Annotated in this window: 20 protein-coding genes, 2 tRNA genes and 1 pseudogene; 18 read left to right on the top strand and 5 right to left on the bottom strand. The window is 64.2% G+C overall.

Translation table 11 applies throughout. From position 1 onward, the window contains the following. The first annotated feature begins 149 nt into the window (after window positions 1-149). The gene (locus tag A5766_RS03895) at window positions 150-758 is read left to right on the top strand and encodes a mycothiol-dependent nitroreductase Rv2466c family protein (protein ID WP_039856530.1); all 609 of its coding nucleotides are present in this window, start codon (window positions 150-152) and stop codon (window positions 756-758) included. Between the two features lies 1 nt (window position 759). Here the strand turns inward: A5766_RS03895 and A5766_RS03890 are convergent, their stop codons facing one another. Next, complete coding sequence (locus A5766_RS03890; RefSeq protein WP_197501306.1) at window positions 760-1,815, bottom strand: M48 family metallopeptidase; 1,056 nt, start codon at window positions 1,813-1,815, stop codon at window positions 760-762. On the opposite strand from A5766_RS03890, the gene A5766_RS03885 reads away from it, so the two are divergent. Both A5766_RS03885 and A5766_RS03880 read left to right on the top strand, forming a co-directional pair. Next, entirely contained in the window at window positions 1,789-2,262 is a 474-nt protein-coding gene (locus A5766_RS03885) for a ribose-5-phosphate isomerase (RefSeq protein ID WP_064862478.1), read from the top strand. The genes A5766_RS03890 and A5766_RS03885 overlap by 27 nt on opposite strands. Window positions 2,263-2,343: 81 nt before the next feature. Beyond that, on the top strand, window positions 2,344-3,147 hold the full coding sequence (locus A5766_RS03880) for an Fpg/Nei family DNA glycosylase (RefSeq protein ID WP_064903477.1): 804 nt from the start codon (window positions 2,344-2,346) through the stop codon (window positions 3,145-3,147). Between the two features lie 103 nt (window positions 3,148-3,250). Here the strand turns inward: A5766_RS03880 and A5766_RS24625 are convergent, their stop codons facing one another. Then, window positions 3,251-3,394 carry a hypothetical protein gene (locus tag A5766_RS24625; RefSeq protein ID WP_168431298.1) on the bottom strand — a complete coding sequence of 48 codons (144 nt, stop codon included), beginning with the start codon at window positions 3,392-3,394 and terminating at the stop codon, window positions 3,251-3,253. Between the two features lie 225 nt (window positions 3,395-3,619). On the opposite strand from A5766_RS24625, the gene A5766_RS03870 reads away from it, so the two are divergent. Both A5766_RS03870 and sthA read left to right on the top strand, forming a co-directional pair. After that, complete coding sequence (locus A5766_RS03870; protein ID WP_231894536.1) at window positions 3,620-4,597, top strand: PE-PPE domain-containing protein; 978 nt, start codon at window positions 3,620-3,622, stop codon at window positions 4,595-4,597. 52 nt (window positions 4,598-4,649) lie between these two features. Next, complete coding sequence (sthA, locus tag A5766_RS03865) at window positions 4,650-6,110, top strand: Si-specific NAD(P)(+) transhydrogenase (RefSeq protein WP_064903474.1); 1,461 nt, start codon at window positions 4,650-4,652, stop codon at window positions 6,108-6,110. 99 nt (window positions 6,111-6,209) lie between these two features. On the opposite strand, the gene A5766_RS03860 is transcribed toward sthA, so the two are convergent. The 3 genes from A5766_RS03860 to A5766_RS03855 all read right to left on the bottom strand — a co-directional run bounded on the left by A5766_RS03860 (window position 6,210) and on the right by A5766_RS03855 (window position 7,597). Continuing rightward, window positions 6,210-6,917, bottom strand: a complete 708-nt coding sequence (locus A5766_RS03860; protein ID WP_005207746.1) for a L,D-transpeptidase — start codon at window positions 6,915-6,917, stop codon at window positions 6,210-6,212. A gap of 248 nt (window positions 6,918-7,165) precedes the next feature. Next, a complete protein-coding gene (locus A5766_RS23695; protein WP_082965435.1) occupies window positions 7,166-7,363 on the bottom strand; it encodes a hypothetical protein in 198 nt (65 codons plus the stop codon). Between the two features lie 163 nt (window positions 7,364-7,526). Next, a tRNA-Gly gene (locus A5766_RS03855) sits at window positions 7,527-7,597 on the bottom strand. A gap of 270 nt (window positions 7,598-7,867) precedes the next feature. On the opposite strand from A5766_RS03855, the gene A5766_RS03850 reads away from it, so the two are divergent. From A5766_RS03850 to ndk, 13 genes and pseudogenes are all read left to right on the top strand, one after another. After that, a tRNA-Pro gene (locus tag A5766_RS03850) sits at window positions 7,868-7,941 on the top strand. A gap of 42 nt (window positions 7,942-7,983) precedes the next feature. Then, on the top strand, window positions 7,984-9,381 hold the full coding sequence (tig, locus tag A5766_RS03845; RefSeq protein ID WP_005207745.1) for a trigger factor: 1,398 nt from the start codon (window positions 7,984-7,986) through the stop codon (window positions 9,379-9,381). A 269-nt stretch (window positions 9,382-9,650) separates the two neighbouring features. Further along, a complete protein-coding gene (locus A5766_RS03840) occupies window positions 9,651-10,256 on the top strand; it encodes an ATP-dependent Clp protease proteolytic subunit (protein WP_005207744.1) in 606 nt (201 codons plus the stop codon). 60 nt (window positions 10,257-10,316) lie between these two features. After that, window positions 10,317-11,006, top strand: a complete 690-nt coding sequence (locus tag A5766_RS03835; protein ID WP_005207743.1) for an ATP-dependent Clp protease proteolytic subunit — start codon at window positions 10,317-10,319, stop codon at window positions 11,004-11,006. 181 nt (window positions 11,007-11,187) lie between these two features. Beyond that, window positions 11,188-11,349 carry a hypothetical protein gene (locus tag A5766_RS03830; protein WP_156527354.1) on the top strand — a complete coding sequence of 54 codons (162 nt, stop codon included), beginning with the start codon at window positions 11,188-11,190 and terminating at the stop codon, window positions 11,347-11,349. A 12-nt stretch (window positions 11,350-11,361) separates the two neighbouring features. After that, window positions 11,362-12,642 carry an ATP-dependent Clp protease ATP-binding subunit ClpX gene (clpX, locus tag A5766_RS03825; protein ID WP_064903469.1) on the top strand — a complete coding sequence of 427 codons (1,281 nt, stop codon included), beginning with the start codon at window positions 11,362-11,364 and terminating at the stop codon, window positions 12,640-12,642. Between the two features lie 127 nt (window positions 12,643-12,769). Beyond that, complete coding sequence (gene mobA / locus A5766_RS03820) at window positions 12,770-13,405, top strand: molybdenum cofactor guanylyltransferase (protein ID WP_039855223.1); 636 nt, start codon at window positions 12,770-12,772, stop codon at window positions 13,403-13,405. Window positions 13,406-13,483: 78 nt separating this feature from the next. Then, window positions 13,484-16,132, top strand: coding sequence for a valine--tRNA ligase (locus A5766_RS03815; protein WP_005205066.1), 2,649 nt, complete (start codon window positions 13,484-13,486; stop codon window positions 16,130-16,132). Window positions 16,133-16,314: 182 nt separating this feature from the next. Beyond that, window positions 16,315-17,760 (top strand): bifunctional tetrahydrofolate synthase/dihydrofolate synthase, encoded by a 1,446-nt coding sequence (folC, locus tag A5766_RS03810; protein WP_174273037.1) that lies wholly within the window; start codon window positions 16,315-16,317, stop codon window positions 17,758-17,760. Next, window positions 17,757-18,188: a DUF4233 domain-containing protein gene (locus A5766_RS03805; RefSeq protein ID WP_005205062.1), complete on the top strand. Its 432-nt coding sequence runs from the start codon at window positions 17,757-17,759 to the stop codon at window positions 18,186-18,188. The genes folC and A5766_RS03805 overlap by 4 nt, the downstream gene beginning before the upstream one ends. 102 nt (window positions 18,189-18,290) lie before the next feature. Continuing rightward, a pseudogene (locus A5766_RS03800) lies at window positions 18,291-19,183 on the top strand (undecaprenyl-diphosphate phosphatase). A gap of 422 nt (window positions 19,184-19,605) precedes the next feature. Further along, complete coding sequence (locus A5766_RS03795) at window positions 19,606-20,118, top strand: hypothetical protein (protein WP_064903467.1); 513 nt, start codon at window positions 19,606-19,608, stop codon at window positions 20,116-20,118. Window positions 20,119-20,215: 97 nt separating this feature from the next. After that, a complete protein-coding gene (gene ndk, locus A5766_RS03790; protein ID WP_064903491.1) occupies window positions 20,216-20,632 on the top strand; it encodes a nucleoside-diphosphate kinase in 417 nt (138 codons plus the stop codon). Window positions 20,633-20,920 lie beyond the last annotated feature (288 nt).

Raw genomic sequence — 20,920 nt, 5'->3', positions numbered from 1 at the left:
CCAGCTTAGCCGCGTAACGTCGGCGTGGAATCGTTGCGGATGGTCGTTGGTTGAAAGTGCTGCTGGTGCAAAGACCTGATGGTTCTTCAACGAGCTGTTGGGTGTGAACGACCGATACGCGTTGGCCATGTCGAAGGGAATGTGTGCAGATGTCGCAAAAGGATCGTATTGATTTCTGGTTCGACCCGCTGTGTCCGTGGTGCTGGATCACCTCGCGGTGGATTCTCGAGGTGGAGAAGGTGCGCGACGTCGACGTGAACTTCCACCTGATGAGTCTCGCCGTCCTCAACGAGGGCCGCGACATCCCCGACGACTACCGCGAAGCGCTCAAGAACGCCTGGCGCCCCGTGCGCGTGATAGCTGCGGCAGTTGCGGCGAAGGGCGACGACGTCCTGGCGCCGATCTACACGGCCATGGGCACCCGAATCCACAACCAGGGCAACAAGGATTTCGACGTCGTGATCGCCGAGACGCTCGATGAACTGGGCCTCGATCCCAAGCTCGCGAAGGCGGCGGACTCCACCGAGTACGACGACTGGATTCGCACCAGCCACCACGAGGGCATGGACAAGGTCGGCGACGACGTCGGGACGCCGACCATCCACGTCAACGGGGTCGCGTTCTTCGGCCCTGTTCTGTCCCGGATTCCGCGCGGTGAGACCGCGGGCACCGTCTGGGATGGCGCCGTCGCACTCGCGTCGTATCCGCACTTCTTCGAGCTCAAGCGCAGCCGCGACGAGGATCCGCAGTTCGACTGACCTAGAACTTGGGTGGAGCCTCGAGTCCGTTCGGCAGCGACCCCGCAGCCACGGCGGCGGGGTGCGGCGGTGGCGTGACGGGGACCGCGTTGCCGCAGCCGACGCCTCGCACGATGGTCTTCGGGCGGAACAGGATCGCGCCGGCGCGCGTGCGATCACGCAGTGCTGCCGCGCGCCACGTGAGAACCGGGTGTGACGCAAGCAGATTCACGAGGAAGATGAAGAAACCCTTCTCGTGTGTTGCCCTGTCGGCCAGTTGGTCGAAGTCGACGGCGCGCAGCATGTACTTGCCCGCCGAGAGCACGCCCATTGCCCGCGGCGCACCGTCGGGCTGCGTGTAGTAGCCGAAGTTGTCGGCCGAGTACTCCTGGGCCCTCGACAGCAGCGAGCCGAGTATGGGGATCTGCATGCCGATGCTCGTCGCGAGTTGTCGCCAGTACGACGTGTGCCCCGCGGCGATATGACCGACCTCGTGGCCGATGATGAATCGCAGCGCCTCGGGATCTCGTGCCCTACCGCCGATCTCGAAGAGGTCGGAGTAGACGACGACGTAGCGTCGGAAACCGTGGCCTGACGCGAACGCGTTGATCTGCCCGTTGCCGAGCACGACGTAGGCGTCGGGCACGTACTCGAGTCCGTAGCGGGCCGCCGCTTCGACGACCATCCGGTATCCCTCGACGAACTGCGTCGGCGTCATCTGAACGCCGTTGGCGCGGGGAGTGGCATAGGTGATGCCTCGGATGAGGAACAGCAGCAATGGCAGCGCGAGTGCCAGCAGCGCGAACTGATTGAACACACCGAACATCACCAGCACCAAGATGGTCACGTAGCCGATCAGCGACAGCAGGATCAGCACGACGAGCGTCGGGATCTCCCACGGATGTAGTCGCGGCTTTGCCGCGTACTTGGCCGGCGTCAGCCACCGTCGGTTGGGGTCGTAGTGGGATGTCGTCGGCGCCGGATCAGCAAGTCCTGGCACATTCGGAATAGGCGATGAGTCGTCCACGGCCTTCAATCTATAGTGGTCGCTATGCGCGTATACGTCGGTGGCGACCATGCCGGATTCGAACTCAAGGCCAAGATCTCTGAACACCTCAAGGCAAACGGGCACGAAGTGATCGATTCCGGCGCTCATGTGTACGACGCACAGGACGACTACCCCGCATTCTGCATCGCCACCGCCCAGAAGACCGTCGACGATCCGGGCAGCCTCGGCATCGTGCTCGGAGGTAGCGGCAATGGCGAGCAGATCGCCGCGAACAAGGTCAAGGGTGCACGGTGTGCGCTCGCCTGGAACGTCGAGATCGCCCAACTCGCCCGCCAGCACAACAACGCCCAGCTCATCGGTATCGGTGGCCGCATGCACACCACCGAGGAGGCGTTGGCGATCGTCGACGCCTTCGTCGACACGCCGTTCTCCGAGGAACCGCGTCATCAGCGTCGAATCGACATCCTCAGCGAATACGAGGAGACCGGCGTCGCGCCGGCGCTGCCCGAGTCCTGATCGTCGAGAACCCTCGCTGACACCGATGACCGGCAGACGGCGATGACCGGCAGACGGCGATGACTTGTAGCAGAGGGCGCCGTGCCTGAAGGCCATACCCTGCACCGCATCGCGCGGCGCCAACGAAAACTATTCGACGGTCAGCGCGTCGCGGTCAGTTCGCCACAGGGTCGGTTCGCCGAGGGAGCCAGCGTCGTCGACGGAATGGTCTTCGCCGACGCTCAAGCGTGGGGCAAGCACCTCGTGCAGCGCTACCGAGATGGTCGACGTGACCAACTACTGCACGTTCACCTCGGGCTCTACGGCGTGTTCACCGAGTTGGCTGTCCCGATGGGCGAGCCGGTTGGGCAGGTGCGGATGCGGATCGTCGGGGAGTCGACGGGTGTCGACCTCCGTGGCCCAACCGCGTGCGAGCTGTACACGCCCGCAGACCTCGACGCACTAGTCGCGCGGCTCGGCCCCGACCCGCTACGGTCCGACGCCGACCCGTCGCGGGCGTTCGCGGCCATCGCGCGGTCGCGTCGACCGATCGGCGCGCTCCTGATGGATCAAAAGGTCATCGCGGGAGTGGGCAACGTGTATCGCGCAGAAGTGTTGTTCCGCAACGGAATCGACCCGATGAGGCCGGGTACGTCGATCACCGCTGACGAGTTCGATGCCCTCTGGAGCGACTTGGTCGCGCTGATGAAGGTCGGGGTCCGCCGCGGGCGAATCCATGTGATACGTCCCGAGGACGATCACGGTGCACCGTCGTACGCCACCAAGCGCCCGCGCACCTACGTGTACCGGCGCGCGGGAGAGAAGTGCAGGATCTGCGGAACGCCGATCGCGCACAGCGAACTGGAAGGTCGAAACCTGTTCTGGTGTCCGGTCTGTCAGTCGTGATCGGCTGCTCGGCAGTTACGTGAGACATAACGGATGTCGGGCAGAAGGGACGCGTGACAGGACGGAGCCCGCAGTCAGTGACTACGGGCTCGAGATGTGTGACTCAGTGAGTGCGCTGCTCGGCGCGCTGCGCCATGATCAACAGTTCGTCGCGCTGGGAATCGGCGGCTACCCGGTTGATCCGGTCGTAGAGCCTGCGACGGTCAGAGGAATTGTGGAGCTGTGCACGGAATCGTGCGAAAGACATCGGAATTGCTGCTTTCTTCGTATCGGGCGTCTTGTTCGGTGGTGCAGTCAGATGTTCGACCGTCGAGATTGGTCGCTTCACGAACTGCCCTATCCAGTGTTCGCGTTAATTCTGTGTAAATCAACCTGATCTGACGTGATCTGCGCGACTCTGACCTGCGGCCTCACAGAGAAAGTTCAGTGTCGTTGGGCGCTGTTCTCATCGGCGGCGCCGACCATGGAACCCATGGAGTACACAGATCTTCGGCAGGCGGCAGACGCACGTGATCTGATCGGCTATGACGTAACGGCCCCGGCGTTTACGGGCGATCGCATCACGGTCCTCGCGGTCGGGGGAACCGGTGAGTCGTACCAAGGGGATTCGCGAACAGCGGTTACCGGGATGCTCGCCGCCGTCACCGATGATCTCGACGCCCGTTTCATGTCCCGGTGGGTGGGCTACCCGGCGAGCTACGGGCCTGCGAACGGTCGAGACGGCATGAGTTACGCAGACAGTGTGGCCGAGGGTGTCCTGGCGCTCCGCCACCAGCTGGCGCAGTCCAGCGGAGTCGTGATGGTCGTCGGGTATTCGCAGGGCGCCGTCGTCGTCCGCCGTTGTGTGCACGAACTGCAACTCGACGGTGATCCGGCACTGAATCGTGTTCTGGGGCTTGGTTTCGTCGCCGATCCGCACCAACCGCCCGGCGTGGTCACCGGTTGTTCCGGATGGGGCGTCGCGGGGGAGGGGCCGCGGTTGCCGGATCAGATTCCCGCGTGGTGGGTCGGTGCACCTACCGACATGATCTGCAACGCAGAACCGGATTCGCTGATCCGCGACATCGCCGATCTGACGCCAACGCTCGAGTTCCGTCGACCGGTCCGATGGATTCTCGACATGCTCGCGATCCTGCGGGACAACGCTTTTCAGAATGCCGCGCGTACATCACTTCGACCGACCCAGTGGAGCCGGGACGTTCGCCGCGTTCGCGCCGCATGGCGTGCGGTGCGTCGATACCTCCCAGCTCTCATCGTGTGGCACAGCCTTGTGATCACCAACCGCGACGGTGGCAGGCACACCGCGTACAGCCGGGAGCCGTATCGGCGCCTCGTCACAGATCCTGAGACGATGGGCTGCCAGGAGTTGGCCCGGTGGTTACAGGTCGGTGCAACCTTTGCCCCGGTCTGCGTCTCGAGTCGTGCGAACCCGGTCGCTGAGCGACACTGATCACAGACCCGCGACGGGTCGTCAGGCGTCAAACGAGCGAAAGACGGACCCCGTGGATCATTTCGACATCGTTGTCATCGGTTCTGGACCGGCCGGACAGAAAGCGGCCATCGCTGCCGCGAAGCTCGGTAAGCGGGCAGCAATTGTGGAGCGGCGCAACATGGTTGGTGGCGTCTGCATCAACACCGGCACGATTCCGTCAAAGACGCTTCGTGAGGCGGTCCTGTATTTGACCGGCCTCAACCAACGCGAAATGTACGGCGAATCGTATCGATTGAAATCGGATATAACGGTCACCGATCTTTCGGCCCGCACCATGCACGTCGTCGGAAAGGAAATCGACGTCATTCAGAGTCAGCTCGCCCGCAATGGTGTGACCATGCTGCTCGGTAGTGCGTACTTCACGAGTCCCAACGAAATAGCGATCGAGGACGCAACAGGCGATCTCAAACGAGTGAGCGCCGACAAATTCGTGATCGCCGTCGGCACGCGTCCGGCGCGCCCACCCTCGGTGGATTTCGACGGCACCACCGTCGTCGACTCCGATCAGATCCTGGCGCTCGACCGGGTTCCGCGCTCGATGGTCGTCGTCGGGGCGGGAGTGATCGGCATCGAGTACGCGTCGATGTTCGCGGCACTGGGCACCAAGGTGACCGTGATCGAGCAACGGCCCACGATGCTCGACTTCTGCGACCGCGAGATCGTCGAAGCGCTGCAGTACCAACTGCGCGAGCGGGGCGTGACATTTCGATTCGGTGAGCAGGTACGAACCGTCGAGACCCATCCGTCGGGGACGCTGACGATTCTCGCGTCCGGCAAGAAGATTCCCGCCGACACCGTGCTCTACTCCGCCGGGCGCCAAGGTGTCTCCGACGAGTTGCGGGTCGAGGCGGCGGGCCTGACCGCGGACAAACGCGGCAGGCTCACCGTCGACTCCGACTTCCGTACCGAGGTCGACCACATCTACGCCGTCGGCGACATCATCGGGTTCCCGGCCCTGGCCGCGACGTCGATGGAGCAGGGGAGGCGCGCGACGTATCACGCTTTCGACGAGCCCGTCGGTGCCACGGACGACAACCTGCAGCCCATTGGCATCTACGCCATCCCGGAGATCAGCTACGTCGGTCAGACCGAGGATCAACTGACCGCTGCGAATGTGCCGTTCGAGGTCGGCGTCGCGCGGTATCGCGAACTCGCCCGAGGCGCCATCATGGGCGACTCCTACGGGCTCCTCAAGTTGCTCGTGCACGCCGAGGAACGGACGCTTCTCGGCGTGCACGCGTTCGGTAGCAATGCGGCCGAACTCGTCCACATCGGCCAGACGGTGATGGGCCTCGGCGGAAAGATCGACTACCTCGTCGACGCCGTCTTCAACTATCCGACCCTGGCCGAGGGTTACAAGGTGGCCGCGCTCGACGCGTCGAACAAGATGCGGGCCATTGCGCAGGTGCGAGCCGAGGGTAATCGGATGGACCTCGACGTCGGGACGGTCGACGCGGGAACCCTCGTCTGAACTCCAGACGACACGAAACAGGCTCGAGACCAGACGAGAGAGGCTCCCGGTCGTGGACCGGGAGCCTCTCTCGTGTCTTGAGTAAGTCAGATGGGCAGATCAGTTGCCGTCGTACTGGCCACCGACAGTGCCGCGGACCACGATCGGGGTGCCCTGCGGGATGGTGTCGTAGACCCACTTGCCGTTCTCGGTGCTGATGTTGATGCAACCGTGGCTGACGTTGCTGTTGCCCTGCTGTGCGACCGACCAGGGTGCGGCGTGGATGAAGATGCCGTCGCCCGACATGCGGGTCGCCCAGTCGACGTCGGTGCGGTAGCCCTCGGGTGAGTCGACCGGAACGCCGTAGGTCGAGGAGTCCATCACGATGTGCTGGTACTTCTCACGGGTGTGGTAGACGCCGTTCGGAGTCGGATGCGCGTTGGATCCCATGGAGATCGGCATCTTCTTGACGAACTTGCCGTCCTTCCACCAGTAGATGGTGTGATCGCCGTCGGTTGCCAGCGCGATCCACCCGGTCGAGGTCTTGACGTTGGGAATCGCGGGAACGCCGGGGGTCTCCTGCGTGGTGGTAGGAGGAGGCGTGGTGGTCTTGGGAGCCGGCGCAGGAGTTGTCTGCTTGGGCGGAGTCGGCAGTCCCGGGATGTTGTCGGGGACCTCGACAGGCGGCAGCCCCGGCACGACGGTGACTGGCGTGGCCTGGGCGATGCCCGGCGCGGCAAGTGCAACGGCGAAGACGCCGATGACAGCTGCGATGAGCCCACGGACGACGCTCTTACGGCGACGATGGGACGACGTTGTGTTCAGCACGGGAGTTCGCAAACCTTCGCTCTCGGGACAGTACGGGCGCACCCCCCCGAGGCGCCGCGACCATCGTTACACAACCGTTGTCTTCCCTTCAAAGGCAAACGCGTACGACGCCCCATTGTGGTGTCACATCGGTGCTTCGCGAACGTAAAAGGGGAGGTCGGCGGATAGACCATCGTCTTTTGTGACACCGGTCACATTTCATCCGGATCGGCAACCCGAAGGTCTCGAAGAGGCTGCGGCGCCGGGCATTACGCCGGCTGGCTCTGGTTATCCGGGTGTTCGGTCTTGAGGTGAAGCGCAGGTTGTGAGCATCCCTCGTTGCGGCAGACGAGCATGGCGTCGACGCGTGGAGTGCCGCTCTCCGACGTCGTCACGTCGCGGCGGACGAACAGCGGTGCGCCGCAGGTAGAGCACCTGCGCGGAGTCTTGGAGTAGCTGGAGGACATAGAGCAAGGTTACACCCGAATGTGGCGTGGATCACATTCGCTGTGTGGACGAGTGTGTCGGTGCTGGGTTGTCGATGCTCGACGGGAGTTGCGAACCCGAACGTTGATGGAAAAGAAGATGGAAAAGAAAAGGTCAGAGGGAAAAGCCCTCTGACCTCATCGGAGCGGGTGACGGGAATCGAACCCGCGTAGCTAGTTTGGAAGACTAGGGCTCTACCATTGAGCTACACCCGCGTGCTGTCGCCGAGCGGCAGCGCATGTGACTGTACCCAATGAGTGGTTCGGAATCGAAATCGCCTGGACGACCGGGTGTCACGTAAGGGTTCCCAGGGGCCGAGTGGCTCCGAATTCACATGTCCGCGGCTCGGCACACATACGTCGTCGAGGACCGGATTCGGTTACTCAACAGGGGCCACGTACTATCTTCTGTTGGCCCTGCTCGTCAGGGAACCGATGGCTCTCAACACGGGTCATCGGGGCCGCGGTGAGGTGTACCGAGGCCACCGGGATGTGGCGCAGCTTGGTAGCGCATCCGCTTTGGGAGCGGAGGGTCGCAGGTTCGAATCCTGTCATCCCGACAGATCAGGACGTACGCACGTACACATAAGGAGCATTGAGGCGTGAAGAGCACCGTCGAGCAACTCAGCCCGACCCGAGTGAAGCTCAATGTCGAAGTACCGTTCGAGGAACTCTCGGGCGACTTCGACCGGGCATACCGCTCGCTGGCACAGCAGATCCGTATCCCGGGCTTCCGTCCGGGCAAGGCGCCGGCGAAGTTGATCGAGGCTCGGGTCGGTCGCGACTCGATCCTCGCGCAGGTCGTCAACGACGCCCTTCCGGGCAAGTACTCAGAAGCGGTTGCCGAGACCGAGACCAAGGCGATCGGCCAGCCCGAGATCGACCTGTCCGAGCTCAAGTACGGCGAGAGCATCAGCTTCACCGCTGAGGTCGACGTCCGGCCGGAGATCGAGCTTCCCGACTATTCGACGCTTGCGGTCGAGGTCGACGCCGTCGCCGACGACGAGGACGCGGTGAACGAGCAGCTCGAGGGGCTGCGCGGCCGATTCGGCACGCTCAAGGGCGTCGAGCGCGCCGTCGAGAACGGCGACCACGTCTCGATCGACCTGTCGGCGACCGTCGACGGCGAGAACGTCGAGGACGCGTCGACCGAAGGGCTGTCGCACGAGGTCGGCTCGGGTCAGTTGATCGACGGACTCGACGAGGCTCTCGTCGGTCTGAAGGCCGGCGAGTCGACGACCTTCACCACGAAGCTCGTTGCCGGCGAGCATGCCGGAGCCGACGCCGAGATCACCGTTACGGTGAACTCGGTCAAGGAGCGCGAGCTGCCCGAACTCGACGACGAGTTCGCCCAGATGGCGTCCGAGTTCGACACCGTTGACGAGCTGCGCGAGTCGATCGTCGAGCGCGTCGAGCAGTCGAAGCGATTCGATCAGGCCAATGCTGTTCGCGACGCCGTACTCGACAAGCTCCTCGACACCGTCGAGATCCCGTTGCCGGAGAACGTCGTGCAGGCCGAGGTCGACGGACAGCTCGAGCAGGTGCTGCACAGCATCGGCCACGACGACGCGGTCTTCGAGCAGTTGCTCGAGGCGCAGGGCACCACGCGTGAGGAGTTCGAGAACAACGCTCGAGAGTCGGCCGAGAAGTCGGTCCGCACGCAGTTGCTTCTCGACGCCATCGCCGAGCAGCAGGAGACCGAGGTCAGCCAGGACGAGCTGACCCAGCAGATCCTTTTCCAGGCGCAGCGTTACGGGATGGCTCCGCAGGAGTTCATCCAGCAGCTCACCCAGGCCAATCAGGTCGGCGCGGTGTACGCCGACGTTCGCCGCGGCAAGGCGCTCGCAGGCATCGTCGACGAGGTCACCGTGACCGACTCCGACGGCAACACCGTCGACACCACGGAGTTCTTCGGTGGTGGCGCCGACGACGCCGAAGCCGATGCGGACGATTCGACCACTGACGAGTCGGGCACGGACAAGAAAGACTCCGACGCCTGACTTTTAGACGCAGGACGTGACAGCCGGATACTGGGCCATGCCCGGGTCCGGCTGTTCTGCTCTCAGCGAATAGGGGCGTCAAGGGCGGTGTCGGGCCCCTTCGATTGACTACTGTCGGTGAGGACGATCCCGAGTAAGCGAGATCGACAGGGCATGCCGTCGACAGGTCGCGCCCGGTCATCATCAACTCGAGATCAACAAGCACACGGGCCCCGGGTCAGCCGGGGCGCGGACGAGACAGACCACAAACGACAGACAAGGTGGGAACCGTGAGCAAGCCGACCATTTACACACCCTCGATGAGTTCAGGGGTCGCTGGGCTGAACCTGAGCGACTCGGTGTTCGAGCGGCTGCTGCGAGAGCGAATCATCTTCCTGGGCACCCAGGTTGACGACGACATCGCCAACCGGCTGTGCGCGCAGATCCTGTTGCTCGCCGCCGAGGACCCCACGCGAGACATCCACATGTACATCAACTCGCCCGGCGGCTCGGTGACCGCGGGTATGGCGATCTTCGACACGATGGAACTCGCCGAGTGCGACATCGCCACCTACGCGATGGGCCTCGCGGCGTCGATGGGTCAGTTCCTACTCACCGCAGGCGCCAAGGGCAAGCGCTACGCACTGCCCCACGCACGCATCATGATGCACCAGCCGTCCGCGGGTATCGGTGGTACCGCTGCCGATATCGCGATTCAGGCCGAGCAGTTCGCGACGATCAAGAAACAGATGAACGAGCTGAACGCCGAGCACACCGGTCAGAAGGTGGAGCAGATCGAGGCTGACGCCGATCGCGACAAGTGGTTCACCGCAGAGGCGGCCAGGGACTACGGCCTCGTCGACCACGTGATCTCGCGCGCCAGCCAGGCGTCGTAGATCTTCAGCGATCAACCACAGTCGAGTTCACCCGTCACCTCACACTTCACGGAGCAGACCATGACCAACATGTACGACTCGCTGCCGGCCGACGTCGCCGCAGGGATTCCCGCTTCGGCCCTCGCGCTGAAGAACATCGAAATGCGTTACATCCTCCCGCAGTTCATCGAGCACACCCCCAACGGTCAGCGTCAGTACGACCCATACGCGAAGCTGTTCGAAGAGCGCATCGTGTTCGTCGGAACGCCGATCGACCAGACGGTCGCCAACGACGTCATGGCGCAGTTGCTGGTTCTCGAATCGCAGGACCCCGACCGCGACATCACCATGTACATCAACTCGCCGGGCGGCAGCGTGCCCGACATGCTCGCGATCTACGACACGATGCAGTATGTCCACTGCGACATCGTGACCGTCTGCCTCGGAGAGGCGGCGTCGGCTGCAGCGATCCTGCTCGCGGGCGGTAGCCCCGGAAAGCGTGCGGCGTTGCCGAACGCGACCATTCTGATCCACCAGCCGCGTACGGGTGGAGCGTTCCAGGGTCAGGTGTCGGATCTCGAGATCCAGGCCGCCGAGATCGAGCGCATCCGCAACCGGCTCGACGAGATCCTCGCGGGTCACACCGGCCAGTCCAAGGAGAAGATCCGCAAGGACACCGACCGTGACAACATCCTCACCGCCGACCAGGCGAAGGAATACGGGATCGTGGACGAGGTGTTCGAGTACCGCAAGAAGTCGATGAAGAAGTAGCGACACACCCCTCGGGGTTCCCCGACGACGGTGCGGCACAGGGTGCATGCTTGAGTGCCGCACCGCGGGGGCGGGAGGTTGTCGGGGGTCGGTCGGATTTCGATCGCGACATTTGCTCTTATCGGTCGAAGTTATGTCGACACGCGGGTACCGTCGTGATATCGGACGATCCTGCCAGGCGATGGTCCGCATCCGACTGCCCCGGTACGAGGTCTGCGACGACGGTACGAGTTCAACGCGACACGATCCAGACGACGACGATCCAGACGACGACGATCCAGACGACGATCAGACCGACACGATTCATACGACGACACGGCAGCACGGCAAGCAAGGGAAGTAGGTACGGCGCGAGATGGCACGAATCGGAGACGGTGGCGATCTGCTGAAGTGCTCGTTCTGTGGAAAGAGCCAGAAGCAGGTCAAGAAGCTCATTGCTGGACCCGGCGTGTACATCTGCGACGAGTGCATCGACCTGTGCAACGAGATCATCGAGGAAGAACTCGCCGAGAACGGCGACGTGAAGCTCGACGAACTGCCCAAGCCGGCAGAGATCCGCGACTTCCTCGAGAATTACGTCATCGGTCAGGACACGGCCAAGCGCACGCTCGCGGTTGCTGTGTACAACCACTACAAGCGAATTCAGGCAGGGGAGAAGAAGGACTCGCGCACCGGCGAGGTCGTCGAACTCGCCAAGTCGAATATCTTGATGCTCGGCCCAACCGGCTGCGGCAAGACCTACCTCGCGCAGACGCTCGCCAAGATGCTCAACGTGCCGTTCGCCATCGCCGACGCCACCGCGCTCACCGAGGCCGGTTATGTCGGTGAGGACGTCGAGAACATTCTCCTCAAGCTGATCCAGGCCGCCGACTACGACGTCAAGCGCGCCGAGACCGGCATCATCTACATCGACGAGGTCGACAAGGTCGCCCGCAAGAGCGAGAACCCGTCGATCACTCGCGACGTCTCCGGCGAAGGTGTGCAGCAGGCGCTCCTCAAGATCCTCGAGGGCACGCAGGCCTCTGTGCCGCCGCAGGGTGGCCGCAAGCATCCTCACCAAGAGTTCATCCAGATCGACACGACCAACGTGTTGTTCATCGTCGCGGGAGCATTCGCGGGACTCGAGAAGATCATCTCCGAGCGAATCGGGAAGCGCGGCATCGGTTTCGGCAATGAAGTGGCGAGTCGGGCCGAGGTCGACACGAGCGATCATTTCGCCGATGTCATGCCAGAGGATCTCATCAAGTTCGGTCTGATCCCCGAGTTCATCGGACGTCTGCCGATGATCGCGTCGGTGACGAATCTCGACAAGGAATCACTTGTCTCGATCCTGTCGGAACCGAAGAACGCGCTGGTGAAGCAGTACACAAAGCTCTTCGACATGGACGACGTCGAGCTGGAGTTCACGCAGGATGCGTTGGAGGCAGTCGCCGACCAGGCTATCCATCGCGGCACGGGTGCACGTGGGCTCCGCGCCATCATGGAGGAAGTGTTGCTTCCGGTCATGTACGACATCCCGAGCCGCGACGACGTCGAGAAGGTTGTGGTGACCGCGGAGACGGTCAATGACAACGTGCTGCCGACGATCGTGCCGCGGTCCGACACGTCTGCCGAGCGTCGCGACAAGAGCGCCTGACACCGCAGCAACTTTCTGACACGCGGGCCCCATCTGGACACAGACGGGGCCCGCGTGTCGTCGTCTTGCAGCCTCGCGTTTTGTCGTCTTCCAGACGGTGACACCGGGGGTGGTACAGACTGGTCAGATGACACTCACCGAACATCAGATCGCCGGAATCGTATTGGCGGGTGGCCGTTCACGCCGCATGGGCAGTGACAAGGCGGCACTCGATTGGAACGGCGAACCCATGCTCGCGGGTGTCGTGCGCGTGATCTCGCAACGGTGCGAACCGGTATTCGTCGTGGCCCCGGAGGACTCGGCGGCCTATCGGTTGCTGCACGGTACCGGCGGCCCGGAAGCGGTGTGGGTGACCGACGAGCAGCCCGGCGCCGGTCCGTTGGCGGGCCTCGCCGTCGGACTGGCTGCTGCTCGCGAAGCCGGCCGTTCGCACGCGTTCGTGTCGGCGACCGACATGCCGCTCATCGAGCCGGGCCTGATCGATGAACTGAGTCAGGCGGTGACCGACTCCGCGGGTGCTGTCGTCGCCCACGACGCCGAACGCGACCATCCCATGGCGGCCATCTACCGCACCGACGCTGCCGACGCCATCGGCCAACTCGTCGCGACGGGGGAGCGTCGAATGACAGCGGCCCTCGACGCCCTGGCGACCTATCGGGTCACCGTCTCGGACCCCCTGTGGCTGACCAATGTGAACTCTCCGGAAGATGTCCACCGAGTGCGGGTTTCGGCCGACGCCGCGCGTGCCGAAGCGATCGGCTGAGGCGCGACTGAAAGGCTGCATGAGGAGACAGTCGGAGACGGTGTGAAGAGCGACGACGGCGTTCCCTAAGATTGAAGGGTGACCGACTCGACGCCTGCACTGCCGAAATCCTGGGACCCCGCCGACCACGAGTCGAAGCTCTACCAGGGCTGGGTTGATGCCGGGTACTTCACTCCGGATGCTTCCAGCGACAAACCCGCGTACTCCATCGTCATCCCACCGCCCAATGTCAACGGGTCGCTGCACATGGGGCACGCGTACGAGCACGTCCTGATGGACGCGTTGACCCGCCGCGCACGCATGCAGGGTTTCGAGACGCTGTGGCTGCCCGGCATGGACCACGCCGCCATTGCGATGCAGACCATGGTCGAGCGCAAACTAGCTGCCGAGGGACTCACCCGCGACGATCTCGGTCGCGATGCCTTCATCGAGCGGGTCTGGCAGGAGAAGGCCGAGATCAGCGGCAACATCGGGGAGCAGATGCGCCGACTCGGCGACGGCGTCGACTGGACCCGTGAACGCTTCACCATGGACGGGGGCCTGTCCCGAGCAGTCCAGACCGTCTTCAAGAAGATGTACGACGACGGGCTGATCTACCAGGCTGAGCGTCTCGTCAACTGGTCGCCGGTGCTCAAGACCGCGGTCAGCGACATCGAGGTCAGCTACGCCGACGTCGAGGGCGAGCTCGTCAGCTTCCGCTACGGGTCGCTCGACGACTCCGAGCCTCACATCGTCGTTGCGACGACTCGAATGGAGACGATGCTCGGCGACACGGCGATCGCTGTGCATCCCGACGACGAACGGTATGCCGCCCTCGTAGGAACCGAACTCGAGCATCCGTTCCTCGACCGCAAGATCCCGGTCATCGCCGACGACTATGTCGACCCCGAATTCGGTACGGGCGCAGTCAAGATCACTCCCGCGCACGACCCGAACGACTTCGCGGTCGGTGCCCGACATGATCTGCCGATGCCGACGATCATGGACGAAGAAGCTCGCATCGCTGATACAGGAACGCAATTCGACGGTATGGACCGCTTCGAGGCGCGCGTCAAGATCCGTGAGGCGCTCGCCGCGCAGGGCCGCATCGTGAAGGAGGTCCGGCCGTACCTGCACAGCGTCGGTCATTCCGAGCGGACCGGCGAGCCGATCGAGCCACGGCTGTCGATGCAGTGGTGGGTTGCGGTCGAGTCGCTGGCGAAGGCCGCGGGCGATGCCGTGCGTGACGGATCGACGGTCATCCATCCGAAGTCGATGGAGCCGCGCTGGTTTGCCTGGGTCGACGACATGCACGACTGGTGCATCTCGCGCCAGCTCTGGTGGGGTCACCGCATCCCGATCTGGTACGGCCCCGACGGTGAGGTCGTCTGCGTCGGACCGGACGAGCAGGCGCCCGAGGGCTATGTGCAGGAAACCGACGTGCTCGACACGTGGTTCTCGTCGGGATTGTGGCCGTTCTCGACGCTCGGCTGGCCGGACGACACCCCTGATTTCGAGAAGTTCTATCCCAACTCGGTGCTCGTCACCGGCTACGACATCCTGTTCTTCTGGGTCGCCCGAATGATGATGTTCGGTACCTACGTCGGCAAGGATTTCGACGCCGACAAGAAGGTGCCGTTCCACAACCTGTTCCTGCACGGACTCGTGCGCGACGAGCACGGCCGCAAGATGTCGAAGTCACGCGGCAACGGCATCGATCCCCTCGACTGGGTCGACCGTTTCGGCGCCGACGCGCTGCGGTTCACGCTTGCCCGTAGCGCGAATCCCGGATCGGACATCTCTGTCGGCGAGGACCACGCACAGTCGTCGCGCAACTTCGCGACCAAGCTGTACAACGCCACCAAGTTCGCCCTGATGAACGGTGCGCAGGTGCCTGCGGACGGCGAGCTACCCGACGCCGCCGACCTGACCGTCGCCGACCGCTGGATTCTCGGGCGCCTCGACGAGGTACTCGCCGAGGTCGACGCCGGATTCGACTCGTACGAGTTCTCCAAGGCATGCGAGGCGCTGTATCACTTCGCGTGGGACGAGGTCTGCGACTGGTACCTCGAGCTCGCGAAAGTGCAGTTCGCACAGGATGATCCGCAGCGCTCGCGGTCGACGGCCCTGGTGCTCGGCGCTGTCCTCGACCCGCTGCTGCGCGCGTTGTCGCCGGTCATGCCATTCGTCACCGAGGTGTTGTGGAAGACGTTGACCGGTGGAGAGTCCGTGGTGATCGCGTCGTGGCCGACGCGGTCGGGGCGTCCGGCCGACGCCGCTGCGGCAACCGAAGTCGACGACCTCCAGCGACTGATCACCGAGGTTCGACGCTTCCGCAGCGACCAGGGACTCCGACCGGGGCAACGGGTCGCGGCCGAGATCGACGGCCTCGATGCCGCGGGACTGTCCGACGTGCGGCCCTACCTCGACTCACTCGCCCGTCTCGACGGCGCAGGCGACGACTTCTCCGCGACCGCCACGGTCGACGTCCGGCTGTCGTCGGCGACGGTCACCGTCCGGATCGACACCTCCGGCACGGTCGATATCGAGGCCGAACGCAAACGTGCGGCCAAAGACCTCGCCGCCGCTGAGAAAGAACTCGCACAGACGACGGCCAAGCTCGGAAACGAGCAGTTCCTCGCGAAAGCTCCCGACAACGTCGTCGCCAAGATCCGGGAACGGCAGCAGGTCGCGACCGAAGAAGTCGAGCGGCTCGGGGCGAAACTGGCATCGCTGGGCGGGTCATGAGTTCGCGCGACGGCCGGCCGGGCCGGGGAGACGACGACTACTCCCCAGACACGGACGCCTCAGACACGGACGCCTCAGACAGGGAATCCTCAGACAGGGACTACCTGGAAGATGACGGGGAGCCGATCTTCACGTCGGCAGACTTCGCCGGCTACGAGGACGGCGACGTCGAGCCCGATCCGATGAATCTCGGTTCGCTCCTCGGCGACGACCTCGACGACACCCCGATCATCGTCGTCGACAGTCCGTCGGATCTCGCCGAGCTCGCCGAGTTGGAGAACGAACTCGACACGCGGTGGCCGGAAACGCGGATCGAGCCGTCGCTGACCCGTATCGCGGCGTTGATGGATCTGCTGGGGTCACCCCAGCACGCCTATCCCGCGATCCACATCGCCGGCACAAACGGCAAGACGTCGGTCACTCGGATGATCGACTCGCTCATGGTCGCGCTGCATCGTCGATCCGGTCGGTACACCAGTCCGCACCTGCAGCGGGTCACCGAGCGGATCGCCGTCGACGGCCGCCCGATCTCGGCGCGCGACTTCATCGACACCTACCGCGACATCGAGCCGTACGTCACGATGGTCGACGATTCGTCGACGGCCGCCGACGGTCCGCGCATGAGCAAGTTCGAGGTGCTCACCGCCATCGCGTTCGCGTACTTTGCCGAGGCGCCGGTCGACGTCGCCGTGGTCGAGACGGGGATGGGTGGGCGCTGGGACGCGACGAACGTCGTCGACGCGACGGTCGCCGTCATCACCGCGATCGCGATGGATCACGCCGACTACCTCGGCGATTCTCTTGCGGCGATCGCGGGGGAGAAGGCCGGGATCATCAAACCCGCCAAGGATGACCTGGTGGTGACCGATCCGGTGACCGTGATCGCACCGCAGCAGCCGGAGGTGATGGACGTGCTGTTGCGCGAGGCCGTCGCGCAAGACACTGTCGTCGCACGGCAGAACTCCGAGTTCGCGGTCATCGAATCCGTCACGGCCGTCGGTGGGCAACTCCTGCGTCTGCAGGGCCTCGGCGGTGTCTACGACGAGGTCTTCCTGCCGCTGCACGGCGAGCATCAGGCGGCGAACGCGTCGATCGCGCTGGCCGCCGTCGAAGCATTCTTCGGTGCGGGACCCGGCCGCCAACTCGACATCGACGCCGTGCGCGCGGGCTTCGCGGCAGTCAGCAGTCCCGGCCGGCTCGAACGTGTTCGCAGCGCGCCGACCGTCTTCGTCGACGCCGCGCACAACCCACACGGAGCACACGCGCTCGCGCACGCACTCACCGAGGAGTTCGACTTCCGACGTCTCGTCGGCGTCATCGGGATGCTCGGCGACAAGGATGCCGCGGGGTTCCTCACCGAACTCGAGCCGGTACTCGACGCGGTGGTCGTCACCAACAACGGCTCGCCGCGGGCCGTCGACGCCGAGACACTCGCCGAGACCGCGCGTGAGGTCTTCGGCGAGGAGCGGGTGCACGTCGAACCCTTCCTGCCCGACGCCGTCGAAGCAGCGATCGGACTCGCCGAGGAGTCCGACGGCGAACCGGTGTCGGGCGCCGGAGTGGTCATCACCGGGTCGGTGGTGACGGCAGGCGCCGGACGAACGCTGTTCGGGAAGGAGCCCGCATGAGCGAATCGGGCAGCAACACACCGGAATCCGCGGCCACGCCCAAGTTCACCGCACCGACGAACGACCCGTGGAAGGGCCTGCGTGGCGTGATGGCGGGCACCATGGTGCTCGAGGTCATCGTCATGATCCTGACGTTCCCGATCGTTGCGCGGGTGGGCAACGGCCTGACCTGGGTGTCGGGGACGTATCTCGGTGTGGTGACGCTGTTGATGGTGCTCGCAGTCGGAATGCAGAAGCGACCACAAGCGCTCAACATCAACCTGGCACTGCAGGTTCTCGTGATCATCGGCGGTGTCTTCCATTGGTCGATCGCGGTGATCGGCGTGATCTTCGGTTGCGTCTGGCTCTATATCCGCTACATCAAGGGCGACGTGCAGCGTCGAATCGACCGCGGTCTGCTCTACGGCCAGGAGCCGATCGAGAACTGAAGCGCCCCGCCGCAATTGTCCGATTAGCGCGCGGCACAACGGATTTCGCTACTGTGGCGTCCCGGGAGACAAGAACTTGTCGACACTGAGGGAGCGCTTTTCGTGACTGACCTGACCTACCCGCAAGCGGCGATTCTCGGGCTTCTGCAGGGCGTCACCGAACTGTTTCCGGTGTCGAGCCTCGGGCATTCGATCCTCGTCCCCGCCTGGCTCGGTGGAGACTGGGCGAAACTGGTCACGGAGTCGAAGAGTTCGGGACACACGCCATTTCTCGCCTTCGTCGTCGCGCTGCACGTCGCAACCGCACTGGCCCTGATCCTGTTCTACTGGCGCGATTGGGTGCGCATCGTCGCTGGATTCATCCGATCGATCCGCCACCGAAGCGTCGACGACGACAGTGATGCCCGCCTCGCCTGGTTGCTCATCGCGGGCACGATTCCGGTCGGTGTCGTGGGATTGATCGCAGAGAAGCCGCTGCGCGTGTTGTTCGCGACCCCGCTGGCGGCGGCGATCCTGCTGTTCCTCAACGGTCTCGTGCTTCTCACCACCGAGCTTTTGCGCAGGCGTCGCAATCGAATCGGGCGGCACGCCGTGGCCCGGCAGGCGCCTGCCCGGTCGGTCACCTCGCTGTCGATGAAGGAAGGCACGGCGATCGGGTCGGCTCAGATACTCGCGCTGTTCCCGGGGATCTCGCGCTCGGGCTCGACGATTTCGGCCGGCCTCCTGCGGGGCCTCGATCATGAGGACGCGGCGCACTTCGCATTCCTGCTCGCCACGCCCGTCATCCTCGCCGCCGGGGTGCTCAAGATCCCGAACTCTTCGGACCCGACGGTCAGGGCATCGGGGGACAGGTACTCGTCGGATCGGTATGTGCGTTCGTCGCCGCCTTCGCGGCCGTCGCGTTTCTTGCGAAGTACTTCCACACGCGGACGCTGTATCCGTTCGTGGTCTACTGCCTCGTGGCGGGCGCGATCAGCATCGTGCACTTCGCCTGAGCAGCGTCGACCCGGTGCTGGTACCGATACAGCCAGAAATCTGATGTATGCATCTTTGCATTCTGCGTGTGCTCTGTGACAATGACGAGGCGCAAGCGCCGGGGACAATGACGAGGCGCAAGCGCCGGGGACAATGACGAGGCGCAAGCGCCGGGGACAATGACGAGGCGCAAGCGCCGGGGACAATGACGAGGCGCAAGCGCCGGGGACAATGACGAGGCGCAAGCGCCGGGGACAATGACGAGGCGCAAGCGCCGGGGACAATGACGAGGCGCAAGCGCCGGGGACAATGACGAGGCGCAAGCGCCGGGGGCAGTCGACGTTCCCTGAAACAACCATGGTTATCCAACGACGCCTCCTAGCCGCTGGCGACGAGGAGTCCCGCACGACGTCGGACACGTCATCACACCGAGAGGAGTCGCGTGACCTTTAGCGCACCGACCACCCGTATCAACCACACCGCAGCGAAGACCTCGCGAAACTTGCGGCTCGCCGCGGCGACAGCAGCCTCGATGGCGCTGGTACCCCTGGGTGTGATCAGCGCGCCGGAGGCAGTGGCCGCTCCCGAAAAGACGACGCCCCAGTCCGTCGCTCCCCAATCGGCGACACCGCAGTCGGTGGCGCCCTCCGACCTTGCGCTCCCGACGCCGGGACCGCCGATGCCTGTTCCCGGTGAGGCGTTCGGCTACATCGCGACGCATGACCTCACCAAGCGCATGGACTCGATGAACCTGCCGCAGGCCGTCGCAGCACTGCCGGTGCCGGATTCCTATCGGCCCGCGAACCTTGCCTTCGCAGGCCAGTTCGACAGGGCGGTGACCGCAGCCCTCGCCTCGCCGGGCGGATGCGTCCAGGTGATCATCAACTCGCACACCAGCGAGGGCAATCTCTTCGACTACGGCTTCTTCCCGATCGAGCCCAAATACTGCCCCTGACCGACAGGTACTGTCCATGGCCGACAAGTAGTGCCCGGTCGGATTCGAATTACGAGGTCGGGGTGGAGTGTGGGCGTCGGGTCGCTACAGTGTGCTCGTGACTGAACGGACTCTGGTACTCATCAAGCCCGACGGCGTTTCGCGTTCGCTCGTCGGCGACATCCTCGCCCGCATCGAGAGCAAAGGCCTGACCTTCGCGGCACTCGAGCTCAAAAACGTCAGCGACGACCTCGCGGCCAAGCACTACGCGGAGCACGAAGGCAAGCCCTTCTATCCGTCGCTGGTCGAGTTCATCACGTCGGGTCCGCTGGTCGCCGCCGTGCTGGAGGGGCCGCGCGCTGTTGCCGCATTCCGCCAGATCGCCGGCGGAACCGATCCCGTGGAGAAGGCCGTGCCAGGCACGATTCGCGGTGACTACGCGCTGAGCACCCAGTACAACCTGGTTCACGGATCGGACTCGCCGGAATCGGCCGAGCGTGAGATCGCGCTCTGGTTTCCCGCGCTGACCGACTGAGAAAGACCCCGCGTTTTCCAGCGCGCGTCGGCGGTTGTCAAGCCGCTGACGCGCGCTTTATCGCATAGTTTGCGGGATACGTCGCACCGTGTGGGATACTTGCTTGGTTATCGCGAACACACTCTGCTCGTGATGACAACGATGGCGTTCGGCGTCGGACACCGCGGTGGAGATTGTTGCCAGTTGCAGCGATCCGCACAGCACGTTCGGCAGATCGCTTTCCCCATCGACGTCGGGAACAGACCCGACGGGCGGTTCAGACCGCCACGCATGGCGTGGAAGGCATGA

Origin of the sequence: Gordonia sp. 852002-51296_SCH5728562-b, assembly GCF_001665475.1 — a bacterium.
GTDB lineage: Bacteria > Actinomycetota > Actinomycetes > Mycobacteriales > Mycobacteriaceae > Gordonia > Gordonia sputi.
Note: the sequence above shows the minus strand (reverse complement) of the source record. Positions and strands in the feature narration are given on the sequence as shown.

Coding starts and splice junctions, on each gene's coding strand:
- A5766_RS03835 (WP_005207743.1), top strand. CDS start 10,317: ATGACCAACATGTACGACTCGCTGCCGGCCGACGTCGCCGCAGGGATT.
- A5766_RS03805 (WP_005205062.1), top strand. CDS start 17,757: ATGAGCGAATCGGGCAGCAACACACCGGAATCCGCGGCCACGCCCAAG.
- A5766_RS03885 (WP_064862478.1), top strand. CDS start 1,789: ATGCGCGTATACGTCGGTGGCGACCATGCCGGATTCGAACTCAAGGCC.
- mobA (WP_039855223.1), top strand. CDS start 12,770: ATGACACTCACCGAACATCAGATCGCCGGAATCGTATTGGCGGGTGGC.
- clpX (WP_064903469.1), top strand. CDS start 11,362: ATGGCACGAATCGGAGACGGTGGCGATCTGCTGAAGTGCTCGTTCTGT.
- A5766_RS23695 (WP_082965435.1), bottom strand. CDS start 7,363: ATGTCCTCCAGCTACTCCAAGACTCCGCGCAGGTGCTCTACCTGCGGC.
- A5766_RS03870 (WP_231894536.1), top strand. CDS start 3,620: ATGGAGTACACAGATCTTCGGCAGGCGGCAGACGCACGTGATCTGATC.
- folC (WP_174273037.1), top strand. CDS start 16,315: ATGAATCTCGGTTCGCTCCTCGGCGACGACCTCGACGACACCCCGATC.
- A5766_RS03895 (WP_039856530.1), top strand. CDS start 150: ATGTCGCAAAAGGATCGTATTGATTTCTGGTTCGACCCGCTGTGTCCG.
- A5766_RS03890 (WP_197501306.1), bottom strand. CDS start 1,815: ATGGTCGCCACCGACGTATACGCGCATAGCGACCACTATAGATTGAAG.
- A5766_RS24625 (WP_168431298.1), bottom strand. CDS start 3,394: ATGTCTTTCGCACGATTCCGTGCACAGCTCCACAATTCCTCTGACCGT.
- A5766_RS03830 (WP_156527354.1), top strand. CDS start 11,188: ATGGTCCGCATCCGACTGCCCCGGTACGAGGTCTGCGACGACGGTACG.